General features: G+C 72.3%; 23 protein-coding genes. 10 read left to right on the top strand and 13 right to left on the bottom strand.

Annotation, left to right across the window (positions count from 1 at the left end):
• Positions 1-178 precede the first annotated feature (178 nt).
• Entirely contained in the window at positions 179-820 is a 642-nt protein-coding gene (locus tag ACWCPM_RS27370; RefSeq protein WP_450978912.1) for a DUF6758 family protein, read from the bottom strand.
• A 115-nt stretch (positions 821-935) separates the two neighbouring features.
• On the opposite strand from ACWCPM_RS27370, the gene ACWCPM_RS27365 reads away from it, so the two are divergent.
• Positions 936-1124: a hypothetical protein gene (locus ACWCPM_RS27365; protein WP_450978911.1), complete on the top strand. Its 189-nt coding sequence runs from the start codon at positions 936-938 to the stop codon at positions 1122-1124.
• Positions 1125-1173: 49 nt separating this feature from the next.
• On the opposite strand, the gene ACWCPM_RS27360 is transcribed toward ACWCPM_RS27365, so the two are convergent.
• A complete protein-coding gene (locus ACWCPM_RS27360) occupies positions 1174-1758 on the bottom strand; it encodes a suppressor of fused domain protein (RefSeq protein WP_450978910.1) in 585 nt (194 codons plus the stop codon).
• Positions 1759-2237: 479 nt separating this feature from the next.
• Between ACWCPM_RS27360 and ACWCPM_RS27355 the strand changes: the two genes are divergently transcribed.
• Both ACWCPM_RS27355 and ACWCPM_RS27350 read left to right on the top strand, forming a co-directional pair.
• A complete protein-coding gene (locus tag ACWCPM_RS27355) occupies positions 2238-3353 on the top strand; it encodes a magnesium and cobalt transport protein CorA (RefSeq protein ID WP_450978909.1) in 1116 nt (371 codons plus the stop codon).
• 22 nt (positions 3354-3375) lie between these two features.
• A complete protein-coding gene (locus ACWCPM_RS27350) occupies positions 3376-3894 on the top strand; it encodes a hypothetical protein (RefSeq protein ID WP_450978908.1) in 519 nt (172 codons plus the stop codon).
• A gap of 109 nt (positions 3895-4003) precedes the next feature.
• On the opposite strand, the gene ACWCPM_RS27345 is transcribed toward ACWCPM_RS27350, so the two are convergent.
• A complete protein-coding gene (locus ACWCPM_RS27345; protein WP_450978907.1) occupies positions 4004-4735 on the bottom strand; it encodes a hypothetical protein in 732 nt (243 codons plus the stop codon).
• Between the two features lie 252 nt (positions 4736-4987).
• On the opposite strand from ACWCPM_RS27345, the gene ACWCPM_RS27340 reads away from it, so the two are divergent.
• From ACWCPM_RS27340 to ACWCPM_RS27330, 3 genes are read left to right on the top strand one after another with little or no spacing between them, the layout of a single operon-like run.
• Positions 4988-6283 (top strand): magnesium transporter MgtE N-terminal domain-containing protein, encoded by a 1296-nt coding sequence (locus ACWCPM_RS27340; protein ID WP_450978906.1) that lies wholly within the window; start codon positions 4988-4990, stop codon positions 6281-6283.
• Positions 6267-6878 (top strand): DUF1003 domain-containing protein, encoded by a 612-nt coding sequence (locus ACWCPM_RS27335; RefSeq protein ID WP_450978905.1) that lies wholly within the window; start codon positions 6267-6269, stop codon positions 6876-6878. The genes ACWCPM_RS27340 and ACWCPM_RS27335 overlap by 17 nt, the downstream gene beginning before the upstream one ends.
• Before the next feature lie 43 nt (positions 6879-6921).
• Positions 6922-8055, top strand: coding sequence for an Mrp/NBP35 family ATP-binding protein (locus tag ACWCPM_RS27330; RefSeq protein WP_450978904.1), 1134 nt, complete (start codon positions 6922-6924; stop codon positions 8053-8055).
• A 193-nt stretch (positions 8056-8248) separates the two neighbouring features.
• On the opposite strand, the gene ACWCPM_RS27325 is transcribed toward ACWCPM_RS27330, so the two are convergent.
• The 5 genes from ACWCPM_RS27325 to sigE form a co-directional block, all read right to left on the bottom strand.
• Positions 8249-8908: a hypothetical protein gene (locus tag ACWCPM_RS27325; RefSeq protein WP_450978903.1), complete on the bottom strand. Its 660-nt coding sequence runs from the start codon at positions 8906-8908 to the stop codon at positions 8249-8251.
• 273 nt (positions 8909-9181) lie between these two features.
• Complete coding sequence (locus tag ACWCPM_RS27320) at positions 9182-9598, bottom strand: sec-independent translocase (RefSeq protein WP_450978902.1); 417 nt, start codon at positions 9596-9598, stop codon at positions 9182-9184.
• A 165-nt stretch (positions 9599-9763) separates the two neighbouring features.
• Positions 9764-11686 (bottom strand): trypsin-like peptidase domain-containing protein, encoded by a 1923-nt coding sequence (locus tag ACWCPM_RS27315; RefSeq protein ID WP_450978901.1) that lies wholly within the window; start codon positions 11684-11686, stop codon positions 9764-9766.
• Between the two features lie 136 nt (positions 11687-11822).
• Positions 11823-12758, bottom strand: coding sequence for an anti-sigma factor family protein (locus ACWCPM_RS27310; RefSeq protein ID WP_450978900.1), 936 nt, complete (start codon positions 12756-12758; stop codon positions 11823-11825).
• Positions 12755-13510, bottom strand: coding sequence for an RNA polymerase sigma factor SigE (sigE, locus tag ACWCPM_RS27305; protein WP_450978899.1), 756 nt, complete (start codon positions 13508-13510; stop codon positions 12755-12757). Before sigE ends, ACWCPM_RS27310 begins: the two co-directional genes overlap by 4 nt.
• Positions 13511-13673: 163 nt before the next feature.
• Between sigE and ACWCPM_RS27300 the strand changes: the two genes are divergently transcribed.
• Positions 13674-14372 carry an O-methyltransferase gene (locus ACWCPM_RS27300; RefSeq protein ID WP_450978923.1) on the top strand — a complete coding sequence of 233 codons (699 nt, stop codon included), beginning with the start codon at positions 13674-13676 and terminating at the stop codon, positions 14370-14372.
• 135 nt (positions 14373-14507) lie between these two features.
• Here ACWCPM_RS27300 and ACWCPM_RS27295 read toward each other — a convergent pair whose 3' ends face one another.
• Positions 14508-14675 carry a DUF3117 domain-containing protein gene (locus ACWCPM_RS27295; protein ID WP_003966491.1) on the bottom strand — a complete coding sequence of 56 codons (168 nt, stop codon included), beginning with the start codon at positions 14673-14675 and terminating at the stop codon, positions 14508-14510.
• A gap of 379 nt (positions 14676-15054) precedes the next feature.
• Here ACWCPM_RS27295 and chcB point away from each other — a divergent pair, with 379 nt between their 5' ends.
• Positions 15055-15858, top strand: coding sequence for a 2-cyclohexenylcarbonyl CoA isomerase (chcB, locus tag ACWCPM_RS27290; protein ID WP_450978898.1), 804 nt, complete (start codon positions 15055-15057; stop codon positions 15856-15858).
• A 14-nt stretch (positions 15859-15872) separates the two neighbouring features.
• On the opposite strand, the gene ACWCPM_RS27285 is transcribed toward chcB, so the two are convergent.
• Positions 15873-16460, bottom strand: a complete 588-nt coding sequence (locus ACWCPM_RS27285) for a DNA-3-methyladenine glycosylase I (RefSeq protein WP_450978897.1) — start codon at positions 16458-16460, stop codon at positions 15873-15875.
• Positions 16457-16810, bottom strand: coding sequence for a DivIVA domain-containing protein (locus tag ACWCPM_RS27280; RefSeq protein WP_450978922.1), 354 nt, complete (start codon positions 16808-16810; stop codon positions 16457-16459). The genes ACWCPM_RS27285 and ACWCPM_RS27280 overlap by 4 nt, the downstream gene beginning before the upstream one ends.
• Before the next feature lie 155 nt (positions 16811-16965).
• Between ACWCPM_RS27280 and folP the strand changes: the two genes are divergently transcribed.
• Positions 16966-17826 carry a dihydropteroate synthase gene (gene folP, locus ACWCPM_RS27275; RefSeq protein ID WP_450978896.1) on the top strand — a complete coding sequence of 287 codons (861 nt, stop codon included), beginning with the start codon at positions 16966-16968 and terminating at the stop codon, positions 17824-17826.
• Positions 17827-17893: 67 nt separating this feature from the next.
• On the opposite strand, the gene ACWCPM_RS27270 is transcribed toward folP, so the two are convergent.
• On the bottom strand, positions 17894-18652 hold the full coding sequence (locus tag ACWCPM_RS27270) for an LOG family protein (protein WP_450978895.1): 759 nt from the start codon (positions 18650-18652) through the stop codon (positions 17894-17896).
• Positions 18653-18803: 151 nt separating this feature from the next.
• Complete coding sequence (gene dapE / locus ACWCPM_RS27265; protein ID WP_450978894.1) at positions 18804-19883, bottom strand: succinyl-diaminopimelate desuccinylase; 1080 nt, start codon at positions 19881-19883, stop codon at positions 18804-18806.
• Between the two features lie 82 nt (positions 19884-19965).
• Here dapE and ACWCPM_RS27260 point away from each other — a divergent pair, with 82 nt between their 5' ends.
• Entirely contained in the window at positions 19966-20946 is a 981-nt protein-coding gene (locus tag ACWCPM_RS27260) for a heavy metal transporter (protein WP_450978893.1), read from the top strand.
• Positions 20947-21023 lie beyond the last annotated feature (77 nt).

Here is a 21023-nt window from a genome sequence, read left to right as displayed (position 1 = left end):
AGGCGATCACTGAACGGAAGGGACACCCAAGGATAACGGGTGATTCCAGCCCCCTCCGTCACACCCTCAACCGGGGAGCGCCCCCTACACACGGGGGCGGACGACACGACGCGAGGGCCGCCGCGGCCGGCCCGCCGGCCACGACCCGCCAGCCAGCCAGCCTGCCCGCCAAGACCCGCTACGGCTGAAGCAGACGCGGTGACAACGCGCCGCACGGCACCAGGTCGACCTCCGCGCCCGCGTCCCGCACGTCCGTCAGCACCAGTTCGTCGTACATCAGCAGACCCGACTGCTCGGGCCAGACGACGGCCCAGAGCCACAGCCCCCGGGCCTCTCCCGCGAACACCGCGCGGTCGTCCGGAACCCCGGTGACATGCCACAGCGGCGTGGGCCGCCCCGCGGCCAGCACCTTCGCCTGCGGCGGCTTCTCGACGTTCATGTACGGCCCCGGATCCGGGCCCTCGATCCCGGCGTAGCGCGCACCCAGGCCGACTCCGAGTTCCTCGGCGACCAGGACCAGCTCCCCGACACCTCCGAGCGGCCCCGGCCCCGAGCAGGCCACCGCGGTGGCACGACCGCCGCTGCGATCGTCACCGGCACAGAGCACGCCCGTGAAGAGCCAGCCGACCGGCAGGGGCCACGGCATCCACACCGGCACCTGCGTGCGAGCCACCACGACACCGAGGGCCTCGACGCTGGGCGGGATCACGGGCTGCAGCGGATGCACCGTGCCGTGCACATCGCACTGCCAGGTATCGGCGAAGAGTCCGGGAGCCCTGACCCGGCCACCACACTTCGGGCAACTGGGTTCGCCCCTCATAGGGCTCCACGGTCCTACCCCTTTCTCGCCACGTCAAGGACGATCACCCGTCCGGGCGGCAGCGGCCTGGCGAACCATTAGATGCATACACATTAATTAGCAATTCTCATTCAATATGTGCATACACCACCCGCACCGTGTCCCGTTCGTGGTGGCGGCGGTCAACGCGGTGCTCGGCGCGGCCGTGGTCGCCGTACGGCGCGGGGCGCTGACGGCGAAGGCGGAACAGCTCCCGGTGCGGCAGGCCACGGAGGACGGAGTGGGCGTCTTCGCCAACTGGCCGCTCCCGAGCGGACTTTGGTGACGTTCCTCACGCCTCGCGCGCACCCCGGCGCACCCGTCGCACCCGTCGCTCAGTCCAGCGCCACCGGCCCGCGGAACGGCTCCCGCACATCGGTGCCGTGCGTGAGCCAGCGCTCCTGGAGGGCCTGGGCGCCGTGGACGCGCTTCCAGGCGGCCTCGTTCGGGGTCATGGGGAGCAGGGGCAGGAAGCGGACCGGGTCGAGGGGCTCGTCCAGTTCCAGGTCCTCCACGAGGCCGCCCGGCTCGGCGACCAGTACAGAGGTGAACGGGGCCCCGGGCCAGAGCGGTTCACCGACGTCCAGGGAGGCTCCGGGAGCCACGACCACGCCCTCGACCTGCGGGGACGCCGCGAGGACGGCGAGCGGACGGAGCACCTTGTCGGTCTCGGCGAGCCCGGCCCGGACGGACAGGACCAGTTCGGCGCGCGGGCCTTTGACCGGGTCGGCGAGGACCGCGGCGGGGTCGGCCATGGGCTGGGCGGACATGCCGAGCGTCGCGTAGCGGACGAGGTCCCCCTCCTGGAAACGCAGCACCTCCACACGGTCGGTACCCAGGAAGGTGACCGCGGCGCGGGCGTCCGGTTCGCCGAGCGCGGAGCGCAACCGCGCCTCGACCAAGGGGAGAACATCAACCATGCGGCGAGCATAGAACTCGTCAGGACCAGGCAAAGCAGCGCCTTGACACTTAGGTCTGCTGATACTCTTGGCCGGTGGTTCGGGGCAGCACGCAGAAGCGTCGCGATCAAGTCCCGACGCCGACGACACTCCCTTACGAGGGACCGGCCGGAGGAGGTGGGGCTGCAATGGACCGAAGTCGACCGTGCAGTACCACCCGCTCTTCCGGCCGCTGACGTTGCCCTGGCTCTAGCCTCTCGCCACCTCTCGCATGCGCACCTCCAGCGTCGCCCGCCGAAGAGCACTTCGTTCCGTTTTGCCACTGTCTGATCTGTACGACCCGCATCAGCAGCTGAACCAGTAGCGAAGTCCGCCACCGCGACGGTGCGGTGCTTCCCGCTTTGTGGACGTGCCAAACCTCGCAGTCAGGACGTCCCCATTCCGGGCAGTTCCACCCGGCGCCCATGGCCTCTCGCTGCTCGCCCGCGAAGGAGCCTGCCATGTCGATGATCCGTGACCTCCGTGCCGCGGTCCGCCCGTCGCGTCCCGCGCTGCGCAAGGAGACCGGGCCGTACGACACGACCCGCGACCCCCAGACCACCACCGCCGTCGTCGACTGCGCCGTCTACCGCGACGGTGCCCGCGTCGAGACGGCGAGTCCGCTCACCCCGCACGAGGCGATGCGCCGGGTGCGGCGCGACGGCGGCTTCGTGTGGATCGGGCTGCACGAGCCCACGGAGGCCGAATTCTCCGGTATCGCCGGGGAGTTCGGGCTGCACCCGCTGGCCGTCGAGGACGCCGTCCAGGCCCACCAGCGGCCGAAGCTGGAGCGCTACGACGACTCCCTGTTCACCGTCTTCAAGACCATCCACTACGTCGAGCACGACGAACTCACCGCCAGCAGCCAGGTCGTCGAGACCGGCGAGGTGATGTGCTTCACCGGACGGGACTTCTTCATCACCGTCCGGCACGGCGGGCAGGGCTCGTTGCGGGCGCTGCGCCACCGGCTGCAGGACGACCCCGAACTGCTCGCCAAGGGTCCCTCGGCGGTGCTGCACGCGATCGCCGACCACGTCGTCGACGGCTACATCGCGGTCGCCGACGCGGTGCAGGACGACATCGACGAGGTGGAGACCGAGGTCTTCTCCCCCGGCCGTAAGGGCGCGCCGCGCGGCGTCGACGCCGGGCGGATCTACCAGCTCAAGCGTGAGGTCATGGAGTTCAGGCGGGCGGTGCAGCCGCTCATGCGGCCGCTGCAGCTGCTCAGCGAGCGGCCCATGCGGCTGATCGACCCCGACATCCAGAAGTACTTCCGCGACGTCGCCGACCATGTCGCCCGGGTGCACGAGCAGGTCACCGGCTTCGACGAGCTGCTCAACTCCATCCTCCAGGCCAACCTCGCGCAGGCGTCCGTCGCCCAGAACGAGGACATGCGCAAGATCACGTCCTGGGCCGCCATCGTCGCCGTACCGACCATGGTGTGCGGGGTGTACGGGATGAACTTCGACTACATGCCCGAACTGCGGTGGAAGTTCGGCTACCCGATGGTGCTCGGCATCACGGCGATGATCTGCTTCGGCATCCACCGCACGCTCAAGCGCAACGGCTGGCTGTGAGCGGCCTCGCTACGCTGCTCCCATGACCAGCGAGCTGTTCGACCAGGCCCTCGTCGAGGAGGCCACGAAGAAGTCCGGCCTCATCTGGGTGCGGGGCGCCGGCGCGCCGGCCGCTCGTACGCTGTGGCACGTGTGGCACGAGGGTGCCGCGTGCGTGGTGGGCGACGGGCCGGGAGAGCAACCGCTGCCGGGGCTGACCGACGGCGGCACGGCCGAGGTGACCGCGCGCAGCAAGGACAAGGGCGGCCGACTGGTCACCTGGACGGCAAGGGTGGTCGAACTGCCGTCCGGTTCGGAGCGGTGGGATGCGACGGTCGCCGAGCTGAAGGGCAAGCGGCTCAACGCGCCCGACGGTGAGGCCATGCCCGCGCGGTGGGCACGGGAGTGCCGCGTGGTCCGCCTGGAGCCGACCGGCACGACCTCCCCGCTGCCGGACGGCTCTCTGGCCGAGGCGCCGCTGCCGACGCCGGTGACGACGCGTGAGCCGATCCCCGCCGGACTGCCGCGCCTGCTGTTCCGGAGGAAGCGGAAGCGCTCCTAGCGGTCCGGGACCCGAAGCAGCCCGGCACGTCCGGCGACCCGCGGGCGCGATGGACGCGCCGGCGCCGTCGGCCGCCCGCAGGGGTGCCCACGCGCGGCTCGCGGCCCGCCTACGACGTCGGGAGCTGCTGGCCGTAGTCCACCGTCTTGTCCTTGGCGGGCGCCTCCAGGGCGAAGTCCTCGCCCCAGTCGGAGAAGGTGAGGGTGCCCGCGCCGCCCGCACGGACCAGGCGCAGCGGGTACGGCCGGCCCTCCAGGGAGACGTCCAGGGTGCCCCCGGAGCCCTTGTCGCCGGTGATGCGGACGGTGCGCACGCCGGACTCCTCGTGGCGCCCGTCGGTCGCCAGGGCGCCGTGCAGCGTCAACAGGCCCTTGAGCAGCACGTCCTTGTCGGTGAATCCGCTGAACCGCTTGTACGAGGGATCGCCCTCGGGCACCCTCACGAACTTGCCCTCCAGCTTGTCGGCCGCGGCGTCGTCGGACGTGCCGCCCTCGCCGTCACCCTGGCCCCCGCCGCCCCCGCCGTCCCCGCCGTGGCTCCAGAACTCGGCATCCGCCATCAGGAACAGCTTCTCGCCGACCCGCAGCAGCCGGAAGGTCGCCCCCTGCGCGCTCACCGACCCGGTGCCACCGTCCTCCTTCAGACGCATGTCCAGTTTGTAGGTGCTGCCGCCCGCGACGACGGTCCCCGACAGCCGTACCGTCTTCGCGGACCCGGCCGCCGTACGCGTCGTCGCCTGGATCTTCTCGGCGGGCAGCTTGCCCACGCCGTTCGTGCCCGCGTCCGGGTCCTCGCTGCCGCACCCGGTCAGCCCCGTACCCGCCACGACCAGCGCGCACATCGCGCTCACCAGAGGGGTCCGGCGCACTCGGCCCGGGCGCATCGCAGTCACAGGTGGTGTGCCTTTCCGACGTGGGTCCTTGAGCGGCGTACCGCAGCGTACCGGGGTGCCGGGCGGCCCACGGAGCCAGTCCGTCCGGACCGCTCACCAGGGCGGATCCGATCGGGACGGGCTAGCCTGAAGCCCATCCGAGCGAGCATTTCCACACAAGCGGAGCAAACGCCACGCACGGCGGGAAAAGGAGGCGCAGCCATGGCCGCCGGCGCCCCCCGGGTCTTCGTCTCGCACCTCTCCGGCACCTCCGTCTTCGACCCGAACGGCGACCAGGTGGGCCGCGTCCGCGATCTGGTGGTCATGCTGCGGGTCGGCAGCAAGCCACCGCGGCTGCTCGGGCTGGTCGTCGAACTCACCACCCGGCGCCGGATCTTCCTGCCCATGACCCGGGTCACCGGCATCGAGTCCGGACAGGTCATCACCACCGGCGTGCTCAACGTCCGCCGCTTCGAACAGCGCCCCACCGAGCGGCTGGTCTTCGGCGAGCTGCTCGACAAGAGCGTCACCCTCGTCGAGACCGGCGAGCAGGTCACCGTCCTCGACCTGGCGGTGCAGCAGTTGCCCGCCCGCCGCGACTGGGAGGTCGGCCGCGTCTTCGTCCGCAAGGGCCGCAAGGGCAGCGCCTTCCGCCGGGCCAAGGGCGAGACGCTGACCGTCGAGTGGTCCGGCGTCACCGGCTTCACCCTGGAGGAGCACGGGCAGGGCGCCGAGAGCCTCCTCGCCACCTTCGAGCAACTGCGCCCGGCCGACCTCGCCAACGTCCTGCACCATCTGTCGGCGAAGCGGCGCGCGGAGGTCGCCGCCGCGCTCGACGACGACCGCCTGGCCGACGTGCTCGAACAGCTCCCCGAGGACGACCAGATCGAGATCCTCGGCAAGCTCCAGGAGGAGCGCGCCGCGGACGTCCTGGAGGCGATGGACCCGGACGACGCGGCCGACCTGCTCTCCGAGCTGCCGGAGGAGGAGAAGGAACGGCTGCTGAACCTGATGGAGCCCGCCGACGCGGCCGACATGCGGCGCCTGATGGCGTACGAGGAGCACACCGCGGGCGGTCTGATGACCACCGAGCCGATCGTGCTGCGCCCCGACGCCACCGTCGCCGAAGCCCTCGCCCGGGTCCGCAACCCCGACCTCCCGCCGGCCCTCGCCGCCCAGATCTACGTCTGCCGGCCGCCCGACGAGACGCCCACCGGCAAGTACCTCGGCACCATCCACTTCCAGCGGCTGCTGCGCGACCCGCCGTACACCCTGGTCAGCTCGATCCTCGACGACGACCTGCAGACCCTCCCGCCGGGGGCGACGCTGCAGCTCGTCGCCGGGTTCTTCGCGACGTACGACATGGTCTCGGCGCCCGTCGTCGACGAGTCCGGATCGCTGCTGGGCGCGGTGACCGTGGACGACGTGCTCGACCACATGCTGCCCGAGGACTGGCGGGAGTACGAGTTCGACCTGGACACGGGCGAGGGGGTGGGCACCCATGGCTCCCGAGCGTGAGGTGCGGCGCGAGGCGGGGCGCGAGAGCGGCCGGGAGCGCGTGCCCGCCGGCGCCACGGCCAGCACGCGCTCGCGCACCCGGCTCGACCAGCCACGTCCCCGGCGGCCCCGGATCATGCCGGAGTGGGACCCGGAGGCGTTCGGGAAGCTGTCCGAGCGCGTCGCCCGCTTCATCGGCACCGGGCGGTTCCTGGTCTGGATGACGATCGTCATCGTGGCGTGGGTGCTGTGGAACGTGTCCGCGCCGGCGGGCCTGCGCTTCGACAGCTACCCCTTCATCTTCCTGACCCTGGTGCTCTCGCTGCAGGCCTCCTACGCGGCGCCGCTGATCCTGCTCGCCCAGAACCGGCAGGACGACCGCGACCGGGTCAACCTCGAACAGGACCGCAAGCAGAACGAGCGGTCGATCGCCGACACCGAATACCTGACACGCGAGATCGCCGCCCTGCGGATCGGGCTCGGCGAGGTGGCGACCCGGGACTGGATCCGCTCCGAGTTGCAGGATCTGGTGAGGGACCTTCAGGACGGTCAGCCCGACGGTCACCGCGTATTCCCGGCGGAACGGTCGGGGTCGCGTGACGTAGACGACCGGTGACAGGCTTTCCGCCGTGCCTGTGCGGCGCCGTACCATCGTGCTTATGGCTACGGAAGACGCGGTGCGCGAGGCACTGGCGACGGTGAACGACCCCGAGATCAACCGGCCCCTCACGGAACTCGGGATGGTCAAGTCGGTCGAGATCGGCGCGGACGGAGCGGTCGCGGTCACCGTGTACCTCACGGTCTCGGGCTGCCCGATGCGCGACACCATCACGGAGCGCGTGACCGAGGCGGTCTCCCGGGTCGACGACGTCACCCGCGTCGACGTCACGCTCGACGTGATGAGCGACGAGCAGCGCAAGGAACTGGCGAGCGCCCTGCGCGGCGGCCAGACCGAGCGCGAGGTCCCCTTCGCCAAGCCCGGCTCGCTCACCCGCGTCTACGCGGTCGCGTCCGGCAAGGGCGGCGTCGGCAAGTCGTCCGTCACGGTCAACCTGGCGGCGGCGATGGCGGCCGACGGCCTGAAGGTCGGGGTCGTCGACGCCGACATCTACGGCCACAGCGTGCCGCGCATGCTGGGCGCCGACGGGCGGCCCACCCAGGTCGAGAACATGATCATGCCGCCGTCCGCGAACGGTGTGAAGGTCATCTCCATCGGCATGTTCACGCCGGGCAACGCCCCGGTCGTCTGGCGCGGCCCGATGCTGCACCGCGCGCTGCAGCAGTTCCTGGCGGACGTGTACTGGGGCGATCTGGACGTCCTGCTGCTGGACCTGCCGCCCGGCACCGGCGACATCGCCATCTCCGTGGCCCAGCTGGTCCCCAACGCCGAGATCCTGGTCGTGACGACCCCGCAGCAGGCGGCGGCCGAGGTGGCGGAGCGGGCCGGCTCCATCGCCGTGCAGACCCACCAGAAGATCGTCGGCGTGGTCGAGAACATGTCCGGGATGCCCTGTCCGCACTGCGGCGAGATGGTCGACGTCTTCGGCACGGGCGGAGGCCAGTCGGTGGCCGACGGCCTGACCCGCACCACCGGCGCGAACGTCCCGGTCCTCGGCAGCATCCCCATCGACGTCCGCCTCCGCGAGGGAGGCGACGACGGCAGGCCGGTCGTCCTGAGCAACCCCGACTCCCCGGCCGGCGCGGCGCTTCGCTCGATCGCCGGCAAGCTCGGAGGCCGCCAGCGCGGTCTGTCGGGCTTGTCGCTCGGCATCACTCCGCGCAACAAGTTCTGAGACGCGCCCCGGGAGCCCGCGCCCCTTCGGGGGCGCGGGGAACCGCGTGGGCACCCATCCCCGACCGGCGACCAGCACTCGTACGGCAAGACCGGCAGCCGTACGGCGGCCGACACCCGTACCGCACCGCTCGTACCGCACCGCGAGAGGGCGCTCCGCGAGAGGGCGCCCCGTCCCGGCGGCGCCCCTCCCCTCACACGTACTGGGTGATGTCCTTGACCACGGAGAAGCCCAGCCCGTAAGCGCTCATACCGCGGCCGTACGCACCCAGGTGGACGCTTTCCCGCGTCGACCCCGCCAGCACCCACCCGAACTCCGACTCCCGGTAGTGGAACGGCGTGGGAACGCCGTCCACGGGAAGCGAGAGCGTCGACCAGTCCGCGCCGGCGAGATCGTCCGCGAGGACCCATGCGGTCTCGGTCTGCTGCTCCAGCCAGTGGTCGCGCAGGCTGTGGTCCATCTGCCCGGGCCAGGTGAAGGTCAGCAGCCCCACCCCGGCGAGCCAGGCCGCCGAGGAGACCGAGGTGGCCTCCAGCAGTCCCGTGCCGTCGGCGGTGCGCCGCACGGGGTTCGCCGCGACGGTCACCACGACCGCGAACCGCTCCCGTTCCTCGGCGACGCCTTCGGCGCGCACCGAGGGCTCGTCACCGTGACCGATCGAACCGTGTTCCACGGACCCGTCGGCCGTCATTCCCACCTGCATCAGCCAGCGTGGGCCCGTGAACGCCTCGTCAAGGCCGTACCACGGGAAAGGCGCACGCAGGTAGCCGTCGACCGTACGCCGGGCGGGGACGAACTGCTGTCCACCCTCCGCGGCCGGCGCCTGTGCGACTGCCCGACTCGTCGTCTCCATGTGCCCGGACGCCTCCTCGCTCTCGTCGGATCGGACGGCCCGCCCCCCTTCGGGCGTACTCGTCCGGTCCGCACAACAACTCGGCAGCATATCCACACCGGTGCGGGCAGCCGGGAACGCGACCGGCGCGTGGGTCGCGCGGGCGTCGTGTTCAAGCCGTGGGGCGGATGATCGGGAAGAGCCGGGCCGCCGGTCTGCGAGAGGCCCGCTCCGGGCCGTCGGCGCCCACGGGTGTCCGGCGGGCGGCGGATCGCCGGGCGGGCCGTGCGCGTGTCAGGTGGCGTCCGCGTCGTAGGGCGGACGGTCGTCAGGCTTCTTCGTCATGTCGACGCGGGCACCCGGACCGGAGGCGGCGGCCGGATCGGCGTCGCGGCCGTGCACCGCGTCCGCGACCTCGGCCATCTCCTTCTTCAGGTCGAAGCCGTTGCGGATCTCCTTGATCCCCAGTTCCTCGTTGTCCAGCTGCTTGCGGATGAAGGTCTTGGGGTTGAGATCCTCGAACTCGAAGTCCTTGAACTCGGGGCCGAGCTCCTGCCGGATGTCCTGCTTCGCGCTCTCCGAGAACTCACGGATCTTCCGGATCGTGCGCGTCACGTCCTGGATGACTTTCGGGAGCTTGTCGGGGCCGAAGACGAGCACGGCGAGGACGACGAGCGTCACCAGCTCCAACGGTCCTATGTCATTGAACACCTGAAAGCTCCTTGTGTGTCCCGGGCCCGATCCACGGTACCCGTCGATCCTGTCCGACCGGTACTGCCCCGGGCGCCACACCTGCGGGCGGGTGAGCGTTTTTCCGGTTGTTTGCCTTGTGGGGGCCGGGGCGCCATCCGGTCGGTGAGATGCGCCGGCGGCTCCTCAGGCGCCGGCGGAGGAGCCGAGCACCAGCGAGATCGTCCGTTCCGCGCCGTCCCGCCGCAGGGTCAGCTCCAGCCGGTCGCCGGGGCGGTGGGCCCGGGTCTTGACGATCAGTTCCTCACCCGAGTGGATCCGCTGACCGTCGACCTCGGTGATCACGTCGCCCGGCTCGATGCCGGCCTTGTCGCCGGGACCGCCGGGGGTGACCGGGGCACCGCCGTCACTGCCCTTGGTGCCGACACGGGCGCCGTCGCCGGTGTAGTCCATGTCGAGGGTGACGCCGATCACCGGGTGGGTCGCCCTGCCCGTGCCGATCAGTTCCTCGGCGACGCGTTTGCCCTGGTTGATCGGTATCGCGAAGCCCAGGCCGATGGAGCCGGACCGGCCGCCCTCCGCGTCGGCGCCGTCGCCGGCGGAGCGGATGGCCGAGTTGATGCCGATGACGCGGGCCCGGGCGTCGAGCAGCGGACCACCTGAGTTGCCCGGGTTGATCGGGGCGTCGGTCTGGAGCGCGTCGACGTAGGAGACGTCGCCTGCGCCGTCGCCCTCGCCGCCCGCCGTGATGGGGCGCTCCTTGGCGCTGATGATGCCCGAGGTGACGGTCCCCGCCAGGTCGAAGGGGGCCCCGATGGCGACGACCGGGTCGCCGACCTGGACGTTGTCGGAGTTGCCGAGGGGCAGCGGCCGCAGACCGCTGACGCCGCGGACCCGGACCACCGCGAGGTCGTAGCCGCCGTCCTGGCCGACGACCTCCGCCTTCGCGGTCGTCCCGTCGTGGAACGTGACCGATATCTCGCCGTCCTCGCCGGCGGGCTCCACGACGTGGTCGTTCGTGAGGATGTGGCCTCGGTCGTCGAGCACGAAGCCCGTGCCCGTGCCCGCCTCGCCGGAGCCGCTGACGTGCAGGGTGACCACGCTGGGCAGGGCCCGCGCGGCGATCCCCGCCACGCTGTCGGGGTCCCGCCCGGCGTCCTCCCGCCCGGCCTGCTCCAGCTCGACGTGCCCGACTCCGCCGTTGCGCTCCAGGTAGGCGCCCACGACGCCCCCGACACCGCCGGAGACGAGGGCGACGAGCACGGTGCCGAGGACGAGGATCCTCAGGCCCCGGCGCCGCTTCTGCCGCTCCGTGAGGACAGCGGCACCTGTCTGTTGGAGCGGGGCGGGGGCGAGCGCCGCACCCGGTGCGGTGGTGGTACCCGCGACGGCCCAGGGGTCGTAGCGATGCCAGGGGTCCGGTGCGGGTGAGCCCGGGGGTGGGGTGGAGACCCCGCCGACGGCCGCCGACGTGCCGGCCGCGTCCCGGGGGGCCGGGACGGCCGGGACGGCGTCCGTGGGGTCCTGAGAGGGCGGCACGGGGGTCTGGGCGGCCGGAGGGACGGGGGCGGGGGTGACCGACTGCGGTGCCGCGGCCGAAGCCCAGGCCGGCCCCGGGACGGATTCCGCGGGGACCGGGGGCGGAACGGAGGCGGGAACGGACCCGAGCGCGGCCGGGGCCGGGACCGGAGCGGGGGCCGGGAAGGCCGGGACCGTCGTCCCGTGCGGCGGCGGCACGACAGGCGGCCCCACCGGCGTCGTCGGGGGCACCGTCGTACCGTGCGCGGGCGTGGCCGCCGGATGCTGTACGGGCGGGGCGGGCGCCCAGGGGCCGGGGTGGCCGTAGGGCGGGGTGCTGTACGGGTCGGGGTCGTGCAGCGGCTTGCGGTCCTCCACGCCGGGAGGGCCGGCCGGAACGTCCCGCTCGGCATCGGCCGCCGTCATGGCGGCAGCACGCAGGACCTCCTCCCGCGGCCCCTCGTCCCCCGGCACCTCCTCGGCGACCGCCGCCGGGACGGGTGCCTCCTGCGGGACGGGTGCCTCCTCCGGGCGCCTCAGTTCGAAATCGCCCTCCCCCGTGCCCGGCGTCGGCGTGGTGCCCTCGTTCATGCTCTCCCCACAGCTGGCCGCGGCCCGGCTCGTCGTCGGTGTGGCCGCAGTTCGAAGATCGCGCGCCGGACGCCGGGGCGTCGGCGCGCTTCACCTCGGATTCAACCAGGTTCGCGCGCCACGGCGCAGGGAACGGTCAGCGGGGTGTGACGGACGAGGACGCGGAGGGAGTCGCCTTCCCCTCCGCGAGGGGCGCCGCGAGCAGGCCGGGCGTCATGAGGCCCGGTGCCGTCGACCAGTTCGTGAGCGTGACGGGCGGTGTCGCGGTCAGGGGGCGTATCAACGGGGACATCGTGGCCGCGTCGGCCGTCAGGGGAGCCGTGAGGGCGTGCGCCGGCTGGGGCGCCACCCCGGGCAGCAGCGGTGCGGACACCGCCGTCGCGGCCGCCGGCGTCTCCCCGAGCGTCCGTCCGCCCTGGATCTGTCCGAGCAGGGGGCCGGCCGCTCTGCGCCGCTGGTTCTCCTGTGTCGTCGTCGCGCCCGACCCCGGACGTGCCGGCGTCACGTTGCTTCCCGAGCCGCCCCGCGTCTCGGCCTCGCCCGGCGTGACGGTGGTGACGCCGCCCAGCGCGATGGCGGCCAGGGACACCGCCCCGGCGGCGACGAACGCGAACCGGCGCCCGCGCGAGGCGGCCGCCCGCTCGGCCTCGCCGCGGCCGACGTCGTGGATCCGGAAGCCGCGCTGCGCGGACGCGGGCAGGACGGACGCGTGCGCGGCCGTGGGGAGGTACCCGAAGTCGAAGCCCTCACCGCGCCTCACGCCGAAGACGCCCCCGCCGAAGCCTCCCCCCATCGGTGGGACACCACCGTCGAGGTCACCTCCGCCGGGCAGCCCCTGCAACCGGGCCAGGAAGCTCTCGGAGGGCGGCGGCGGAGCGACCTCCGCGAAGACGTTCTTGAGCCGGCGCTGGGCGTCGACCTCCACCTTGCACTTCGCGCACGTGGCCACGTGCGCCAGCACACGCTCACGCGTGTCATGACCCAGTTCGCCGTCCACCAGGGCGGCGAGTCGGTCTCCCAGGTGCTGCTCCGCGAGGCGGTCCTCGGCGGCTGTCGGACGTGTCGCACTCACGCTGACGCGCCTCCTCCCCCCAGAGCGGGCACGCGGGGCACGAAGGAGCGGCGCTCGGCGCGCGCCTCCGGGGACCGGTGCGCGAGGGCCTTGCGCAGCTGGGAGCGGCCACGGTGGATCCGGGACCGGACCGTGCCGAGCTTGACGCCCAGGGTCGCGGCGATCTCCTCGTACGACAGTCCTTCGATGTCGCACAGGACGACCGCGGCGCGGAACTCGGGGGCCAGGGTGTCGAGGGCCTGCTGGACGTCGGCGTCGAAGTGCGCGTCGTTGAAGACCTGCTGCGGGGACGGCTCGCGGCTGGGCAGTCGCTCGGCCGCGTCCTCGCCGAGGGCGTCGAAGCGGATGCGCTGCTTGCGGCGGACCATGTCCAGGAACAGGTTGGTCGTGATGCGGTGCAGCCAGCCCTCGAACGTGCCCGGCGAGTAGGTCGACAGGGAGCGGAACACTCGCACGAAGACCTCCTGCGTGAGGTCCTCGGCGTCGTGCTGATTACCGGTGAGGCGGTACGCCAGCCGGTACACACGACCGCTGTGGGTGCTGACGATCTCCTCCCAGGTGGGCGGAGTCCACGCCTGCCCGTCCGTGTCGGTGGAGAACGTCGCGGTCCGGTCGTGGTCAGCAGCGGTGTCGTTCACGGATCTCGGCCTGCCCGCCGACCCGAGGAGGCGCCTCAGCACCCCTGCGCGGTCCACAGGCGCAGCCGCACCTCCCCTGTCAGCTCTGGTGGTGTCCAGTGGAGCCCCTACCATAGCCACCTCGCCCGTTAGCTCCCCATAAGCGGTTTTACGAGAATTTGATCTGTGCTGGTACGGCTCATGCGGCTGCGTCAGCACTTGCTCGGCACCCCGCTCGTCGTCGTGATCCAACCGTGTCCCCCGCCGTCGTTCCCCACCCCTCTAAACGCCCGGTCCCATCTGCGGGTTCCCGGCACCAACGGATACAGTCACGCCCAGGCAACCACGGGGACAGGAGAGGGTCATTACCGGCAACCGGCCGACGAGCTGGGCGTTCGCCGACGCCTTTGTCGCCGAGGAGGAGGCGCTGCACTGGGCCCGCGAGCGTGCCCGGGACGCAGGGCTGCGCTCGGTCTCGCCCGGCACCGGCGCCGCGCTGCGGTTGCTGGCCGCCTCGGTGGACGCCAAGGCGGTGGCCGAGATCGGGACCGGCACCGGTGTCTCCGGGATCCATCTGCTGCACGGCATGCGCGCGGACGGCGTGCTGACCACCGTCGATCCCGAGCCGGAGCACCAGCAGTTCGCCCGGCACGCCTTCCGCGCCTCCGGCTTCGCCGGCAACCGGGCCCGGTTCATCCCCGGCCGCGCCCTGGACGTGCTGCCCCGGCTCGCGGACGCCGGCTACGACCTCGTCTTCTGCGACGGCGACCGGCTGGAGGTGCTGGACTACCTCGCTGAATCGTTGCGCCTGCTGCGTCCGGGCGGCCTGGTGGCGTTCGAGGGCGTCTTCGCCAACGGGCGCACGGTGGACTCCGGCCCGCAGCCGACGGAGGTGCTGCGGCTGAGAGAGCTGCTGCGCGCGGTGCGTGAGAGCCAGGAACTGGTGCCGTCGCTGCTGCCGGTCGGAGACGGACTGCTGTGCGCGGTCAAGCGCTGACCGCACCGGCTCACTTTTCCCAGGCCGGCTCACTTTGCCGAGGCCTGCTCACTTTTTCCGAGAATGCCGGGAATGCAGCCGCCCCGGCACCGGATGCGGTGCCGGGGCGGCTGAAAGGGTATGGTCGCCCGCGGGTCAGCCCACGACCTTCTTGAGGGCGTCGCCGAGCGCGTCGGCCTCGTCCGGGGTCAGCTCGACGACGAGCCGACCGCCGCCTTCGAGCGGAACGCGCATGACGATGCCCCGCCCCTCCTTGGTCACCTCGAGCGGGCCGTCACCCGTTCGCGGCTTCATGGCCGCCATGCTCGTTCCCCTTCCTGAAAACCAGCTCATCGTCAAGGCCGACGGCGCCCGGTGATGGGCACGCGCGTTCCGTGAAACACGACACGCGACACCGGCATCGAACACATTGCTTCCCAGCCATTATCCCGCATCGCACGACCCGATGACCAACATCGGTCGGCATCGCTTGGGCAACGCGCGCGAGCAAAACCACTCAATTCGGCGATGTGGCTGCGATACTGCGCAGCCGCACGGACTTCCCCCGACCGGAAACGGCCCGAATTCTTCGACCCGGCTCACCTGGGCGCCGGATCCGTTGTCCGCGATCTCCGCCATGCTGTCCTCTGACAGGACGTACCGAACGGTACGCCCCGAGCCGCCCGACCGGAGGGGATACGCCATGGCCGACACCGTGCTCTACGAGGTGAACGACGGGCTCGCGACGATCACGCTGAACCGCCCGGAGGCGATGAACGCGCTGAACATCGAGACCAAGGTCGCGCTCCGGGACGCGGTCCGGTCCGCAGGGGCCGACGAGGCCGTCAGGGCCGTGCTGCTGACCGCGGCCGGTGACCGGGCGTTCTGCGTGGGCCAGGACCTCAAGGAGCACATCGGGCTGCTGGCCGCCGACCGGGACGCGGGCGAGGGGCAGACGATGAGCACCGTCCGCGAGCACTACAACCCGATCGTGTGGGCGCTGACCGACATGGCGAAACCCGTGGTCGCGGGCGTGAACGGCGTCGCCGCCGGGGCCGGCTTCGGCTTCGCGCTCGCCGCCGACTACCGGGTCGTCGCGGACACCGCGGCCTTCAACACCTCGTTCGCGGGCGTGGCGCTGACCGCCGACTCCGGCGTCTCCTGGACGCTGCCGCGCGTGGTCGGCCCCGGCCGCGCCACCGACCTGCTGCTGTTCCCGCGCAGCGTCAAGGCGCAGGAGGCGTACGAGCTGGGCATCGCGAACCGGGTCGTGCCCGCCGCGGAGCTGCGCGCGGAGGCCGAGCAGGTGGCCCGCCTGCTCGCCGAGGGGCCGACGGTCGCGTACGCCGCGGTGAAGGAGGCGGTGGCGTACGGGTTCAGTCACTCCCTGGCCGAAACGCTGGAGAAGGAGGACGAGCTGCAGTCGCGGGCGGGAGCCTCGGAGGACCACCGCATCGCGGTGCAGGCGTTCGTGAACAAGGAGAGGCCGAAGTACCTGGGGCGCTGAACCGGTCCGTCCGGTCAGCCGGCGCGGCGTGCGGCGCAGTCCGCCAGGTGGTCGTCGACCAGGCCGCACGCCTGCATCAGCGCGTACGCCGTCGTCGGGCCCACGAAACGCAGGCCCCGCTTCTTCAGTGCCTTGGAGAGCGCCGTCGACTCCGGGGTGACCGCGGGGACGTCGGCGAGGGTCTTCGGGACCGGGCGGGTGTCCGGGTCGGGAGCGTGCGACCAGATGAGGTCGTCCAGCTCGCCGGGCCCCCACCCGGTCAGCTCCCGGGCGTTGGCGAGGGTGGCGTCGATCTTCGCGCGGTTGCGGATGATGCCGGCGTCGGCGAGGAGTCGTTCGCGGTCGTCGTCCGTGAAGGCGGCGACCGTGGCGATCTCGAACCCGGCGAAGGCGGCGCGGAAGCCGGGGCGGCGGCGCAGGATGGTGATCCAGGACAGGCCGGACTGGAACGCCTCCAGGGAGAGCCGCTCGAAGAGCGCGTCGTCGCCGTGGACCGGGCGGCCCCACTCCTCGTCGTGGTACGCCACGTAGTCCGGCGTGGACAGGGCCCAGGGGCAGCGCCGCGCGCCGTCCGCTCCGGGCACGGCGGCTCCGTCGGTCATCGCGGTCCCTCTTCCAGGCCGGGCTTGTCCATGGGGACACGGGCCGCGGCCTGGGCGCCGGACAGCGCGGACTCCAGGTCGGCGATCCGGGCGTCGCGCTCGGCGAGCTCGGCGGCGACGCGGTTCAGGGCGTCGTCGACGTCGGCCATGCGGTAGCCGCGGGCGGCGAGCGGGAAGCGCAGGGCGTCGATGTCCCTGCGGCCGACCGGACGGTCCAGGGGCAGCGGGTCCTGCAGCCGTTCGGGCGCGGCCTCGGGGAGCGGGCCGTGGTCACCGCCGCCGACCACCGCGAGAGTCACCGCGGCGACCACGACGGCGAGGGCGACGACCAGGAAGAAGAACATAACCATCGCTGAGGTCCCCACGCGGAGTGTGGCGGCGCACCTGTGGCGTACGCCGACGTCGGATGTGTCAGGGTCCGATCGTGCCATGTGAGTCTGACGGTTAGGGTCACAGGCGGTCGTACAGGGCCGGTACCAGGACGAACGAGGAGAGGTCGCACGGGATGCTCAGACTGGGCAGGCGGGAGTTCGACCCGCGCGAACCGGTGGTCATGGCGATCGTGAACCGGACCCCGGACTCCTTCTACGACCAGGGGGCCACGTTCCGCGACGAGCCGGCGCTGGCCCGGGTGGAGCAGGCGGTGGCCGAGGGTGCCGCGATCATCGACATCGGCGGGGTCAAGGCGGGGCCCGGCGAGGAGGTGACCGCGCAGGAGGAGGCCCGGCGGACGGTCGGGTTCGTCGCCGAGGTGCGGCGGCGTTACCCGGACGTGGTCATCAGCGTGGACACCTGGCGGCACGATGTCGGCGAGGCCGTGTGCGAGGCCGGGGCCGATCTGCTGAACGACGCGTGGGGCGGGGTGGACCCCCGGCTCGCGGAGGTCGCCGCGCGCCACCGGGTGGGGCTCGTGTGCACGCACGCCGGCGGGGCGCAGCCGCGCACCCGGCCGCATCGGGTGACGTACGACGACGTGATGGCGGACATCCTGCGGGTGACGCTGGGGCTGGCCGAGCGGGCGGTGTCGCTGGGGGTGCCCCGGGAGTCGGTGCTGATCGACCCCGGGCACGACTTCGGGAAGAACACGCGGCACAGCCTGGAGGCGACGCGGCGGCTCGGGGAGATGGTGGAGACCGGCTGGCCCGTGCTGGTGTCGCTGTCCAACAAGGACTTCGTCGGGGAGAGCCTGGACAGGCCGGTGAAGGAGCGGGTGATCGGGACGCTGGCCACGACGGCGGTCTCCGCGTGGCTGGGGGCGCAGGTGTACCGGGTGCACGAGGTGGCGGAGACCCGGCAGGTGCTGGAGATGGTCTCGGCGATCGCCGGGTGGCGGGACCCCGCGGTGGCTCGCCGCGGGCTGGCCTGAGGTCCTCGGACACCTGGTCCCGCCCACCCGCCGGGAGCGGGCGGGCGGGAACCCGTACCGCTCGGGGCTAGCGCCCCGCCTCTTTCGACACCAGCGCCACCGCCTCGTCCACGTCGTCCGTGACGTGGAACAGGTGGAGGTCCTTCTCCGCGGCCTTGCCCTGGGCGACCAGGGTGTTGCGGAGCCAGTCGACCAGGCCGCCCCAGTAGTCCGTGCCGAACAGGACGATGGGGAAGCGGGTGACCTTCTGGGTCTGGACCAGGGTCAGGGCCTCGAAGAGCTCGTCGAGGGTGCCCAGACCGCCGGGGAGCACCACGAACCCCTGCGCGTACTTCACGAACATCATCTTGCGGACGAAGAAGTAGCGGAAGTTCAGGCCGATGTCGACGTAGGGGTTGAGCCCCTGCTCGAAGGGCAGTTCGATGCCCAGGCCGACCGAGATGCCGCCCGCCTCGCTGGCGCCCTTGTTGGCCGCTTCCATCGCCCCGGGGCCGCCGCCGGTGATGACCGCGAAGCCCGCCTCCACCAGGCCCCGGCCCAGGCGGACACCGACCTCGTACTCCGGTGACTCCACGGGCGTGCGGGCGGAGCCGAACACGCTGATCGCGGGCGGGAGTTCGGCGAGCGTGCCGAAGCCTTCGATGAACTCCGACTGGATGCGCAGGACGCGCCACGGGTCGGTGTGGACCCAGTCCGACGGGCCTCCCGCGTCCAGCAGCCGCTGGTCCGTGGTGCTCGCCGTCACCTGGCTCCGCCGCCGCAGGACCGGCCCGAGTCGCTGCTCCTCCGGCGGCTGCCGCTTTCCCTCAGGGTTGCCGGTGGCCATGTGCGCTCCCTCCGCTCGCGGGGTGTTTCCACCTCAGCGTAGATCCACGCCGGTCACAGAGGGGGGGACATGTGCATGTCTGCAACAAATCGCCCGCGGGGAGACGCCCTCCCGGGCGCCCCGCCTCCGGCCCGCCGTGGTCACGCCGTGGTCACGCCGTGAGCCAGGCGCGCAGCCGCTCCTCGCCCGCGAGGATCTTCGCCGTCTCCACCCTCTCGTCCCGCCTGTGCGCCAAGTGCGGGTTGCCGGGGCCGTAGTTGACCGCCGGGATGCCCAGCGCGCTGAAGCGGGAGACGTCCGTCCAGCCGTACTTGGGCTGCGCGGTGCCGCCGACCGCCTCGATGAAGGCCGCCGCGGCCGGGTGCGACAGGCCGGGCAGCGCGCCCCCGCTGTGGTCGTCCACCACGAAGTCGCTCACGCCGCAGTCCGCGAACACCTCACGGACGTGGGCGACCGCCTCCTCCTCGGTGCGGTCCGGGGCGTAGCGGAAGTTGACCGTCACCACGCACTCGTCGGGGATGACGTTGCCGGCCACACCGCCGGAGATGCCCACCGCGTTCAGGCCCTCGCGGTACTCCAGCCCGTCGATCACCGGGTACCGGGGCTCGTAGGAGGCGAGGCGGGCCAGGATCGGGGCGGCCGCGTGGATCGCGTTGGAGCCCATCCAGGAGCGCGCCGAGTGCGCCCGCTCGCCCGAGGTCCTGAGCTGGACGCGCAGGGTGCCCTGGCAGCCGCCCTCGACCTGGCCGTCGGACGGCTCCAGCAGCACCGCGAAGTCGCCCTCCAGCCACTCGGGGTGCGCCTCGGCGACGTGCCCCAGGCCGTTGAGGTCGGCGGCGACCTCCTCGTTGTCGTAGAAGACGAACGTGAGGTCGCGGTTCGGGGCCGGGACCGTCGCCGCGATGCGCAGCTGGACCGCGACGCCCGCCTTCATGTCGCAGGTGCCGCAGCCCCACAGCACACCGTCCCCGTCCAGCCGGGACGGGACGTTGCCGGCGATCGGCACCGTGTCGATGTGCCCGGCGAGGATCACCCGCTGGGAACGGCCCAGGTCCGTGCGGGCGACGACGTTGTTGCCGTGCCGCTCGACCATGAGGTGCGGCAGGGCGCGCAGCGCGTGCTCGATCGCGTCCGCGAGGGGCTTCTCGCTCCCGCTCTCCGAGGGGAAGTCGACGAGTTGGGCGGTGAGCCGGGCGGCGTCCAGGGCGAGGTCAAGCGGGGAATCGGCCATGCCTCGACACTAGCGCCCCTTGCTCGAAGGCACTTTCCTCGCCTGGCCCCGGTCACTCCGTACTCTCCAGTACCTTGTACGCGTGCCAGAGCCGTCACCTCCCCGCAAGCGTCGCGGCCGCCTCCTGCGTGCCGGGGCGGCCTTCGTGGTCCTGTTCGCGGTCGCGGGCTATCTCGCGGTGCAGTACGTCAGCGGGGGCGCAGGCGGCCCGGGCTGCGAGGTGGTCTCGGCCGACGGTGACGGGGCGGCGTACGAGCTCACTCCCGAGCAGGCCGTCAACGCCGCGACCGTGACCGCTGTCGGCACCGCTCGCGGCCTGCCCGAACGGGCCGTCACGATCGCGCTCGCGACCGCCCTGCAGGAGTCGGCGCTGCGCAACATCCGCCACGGCGACCGCGACTCGATCGGCCTGTTCCAGCAGCGGCCCTCGCAGGGCTGGGGCACCGAGAAGCAGATCATGGACCCGGTCTACTCGGCGGGCATGTTCTACGACCACCTGGTCGACGTCCCCGACTACACCCGGCTGCCCCTGACCGTCGCCGCCCAGCGGGTGCAGCGCAGCGGCTACCCGCACGCCTACGCCAAGCACGAGCCGGACGCCGCCCTGCTCGCCGCGGCCCTCACGGGACGCGCGGCGGCCACGCTGACCTGCGAGGGCCGTCGGGACGCGACGCCGGCCGCCGGGCCGGACGCGGTCCGGTCCGCGCTGGTGCGGGACTTCGGGCGGGACGCCGTCCAGCAGGCCGGCGCCGAGGTGGGCGCGCGCACGCCGGATCCCACGCCGACCCTGGTCACCGAGACCAGCGGGCGCACGGTGACCGTGCCCGTCGCCGGCGAGAGCGAGAAGCGGGGCGCTCGGGAGCGCGGCTGGCAGTACGCCCACTGGGCCGTGGCCAACGCCTCCTCGCTGCACATCGAGCGGGTCTCGTACGCCGGGCGGGAGTGGATCGCGGGGCACACCGGCAGCCGGTGGCGTGCCGCGGAGGACGCGAAGAACGCGGACGGGACCGGCGGCGACGCCGGCGGGGGCGCCGACGCCGTCCGTATCGTCACTGCACGGTAGTACGAGCGGTCAGCCCCAGGGGTTACATGCGCCGACTCGGGGTGACGAGGTGCGCAGGTTTTCGCAGCCTCACCCGC

The sequence above is a fragment of the Streptomyces sp. NPDC002309 genome, from assembly GCF_053593375.1.
Note: the sequence above shows the minus strand (reverse complement) of the source record. Positions and strands in the feature narration are given on the sequence as shown.

Excerpts from the sequence above, each read along its gene's own strand:
- ACWCPM_RS27370 (WP_450978912.1), bottom strand. The coding sequence starts at position 820 with ATGAGGGGCGAACCCAGTTGCCCGAAGTGTGGTGGCCGGGTCAGGGCT.
- ACWCPM_RS27365 (WP_450978911.1), top strand. The coding sequence starts at position 936 with ATGTGCATACACCACCCGCACCGTGTCCCGTTCGTGGTGGCGGCGGTC.
- ACWCPM_RS27360 (WP_450978910.1), bottom strand. The coding sequence starts at position 1,758 with ATGGTTGATGTTCTCCCCTTGGTCGAGGCGCGGTTGCGCTCCGCGCTC.
- ACWCPM_RS27355 (WP_450978909.1), top strand. The coding sequence starts at position 2,238 with ATGTCGATGATCCGTGACCTCCGTGCCGCGGTCCGCCCGTCGCGTCCC.
- ACWCPM_RS27350 (WP_450978908.1), top strand. The coding sequence starts at position 3,376 with ATGACCAGCGAGCTGTTCGACCAGGCCCTCGTCGAGGAGGCCACGAAG.
- ACWCPM_RS27345 (WP_450978907.1), bottom strand. The coding sequence starts at position 4,735 with ATGTGCGCGCTGGTCGTGGCGGGTACGGGGCTGACCGGGTGCGGCAGC.
- ACWCPM_RS27340 (WP_450978906.1), top strand. The coding sequence starts at position 4,988 with ATGGCCGCCGGCGCCCCCCGGGTCTTCGTCTCGCACCTCTCCGGCACC.
- ACWCPM_RS27335 (WP_450978905.1), top strand. The coding sequence starts at position 6,267 with ATGGCTCCCGAGCGTGAGGTGCGGCGCGAGGCGGGGCGCGAGAGCGGC.
- ACWCPM_RS27330 (WP_450978904.1), top strand. The coding sequence starts at position 6,922 with ATGGCTACGGAAGACGCGGTGCGCGAGGCACTGGCGACGGTGAACGAC.
- ACWCPM_RS27325 (WP_450978903.1), bottom strand. The coding sequence starts at position 8,908 with ATGGAGACGACGAGTCGGGCAGTCGCACAGGCGCCGGCCGCGGAGGGT.
- ACWCPM_RS27315 (WP_450978901.1), bottom strand. The coding sequence starts at position 11,686 with ATGAACGAGGGCACCACGCCGACGCCGGGCACGGGGGAGGGCGATTTC.
- sigE (WP_450978899.1), bottom strand. The coding sequence starts at position 13,510 with ATGGTAGGGGCTCCACTGGACACCACCAGAGCTGACAGGGGAGGTGCG.
- ACWCPM_RS27295 (WP_003966491.1), bottom strand. The coding sequence starts at position 14,675 with ATGGCGGCCATGAAGCCGCGAACGGGTGACGGCCCGCTCGAGGTGACC.
- chcB (WP_450978898.1), top strand. The coding sequence starts at position 15,055 with ATGGCCGACACCGTGCTCTACGAGGTGAACGACGGGCTCGCGACGATC.
- ACWCPM_RS27285 (WP_450978897.1), bottom strand. The coding sequence starts at position 16,460 with ATGACCGACGGAGCCGCCGTGCCCGGAGCGGACGGCGCGCGGCGCTGC.
- ACWCPM_RS27280 (WP_450978922.1), bottom strand. The coding sequence starts at position 16,810 with ATGGTTATGTTCTTCTTCCTGGTCGTCGCCCTCGCCGTCGTGGTCGCC.
- folP (WP_450978896.1), top strand. The coding sequence starts at position 16,966 with ATGCTCAGACTGGGCAGGCGGGAGTTCGACCCGCGCGAACCGGTGGTC.
- ACWCPM_RS27270 (WP_450978895.1), bottom strand. The coding sequence starts at position 18,652 with ATGGCCACCGGCAACCCTGAGGGAAAGCGGCAGCCGCCGGAGGAGCAG.
- dapE (WP_450978894.1), bottom strand. The coding sequence starts at position 19,883 with ATGGCCGATTCCCCGCTTGACCTCGCCCTGGACGCCGCCCGGCTCACC.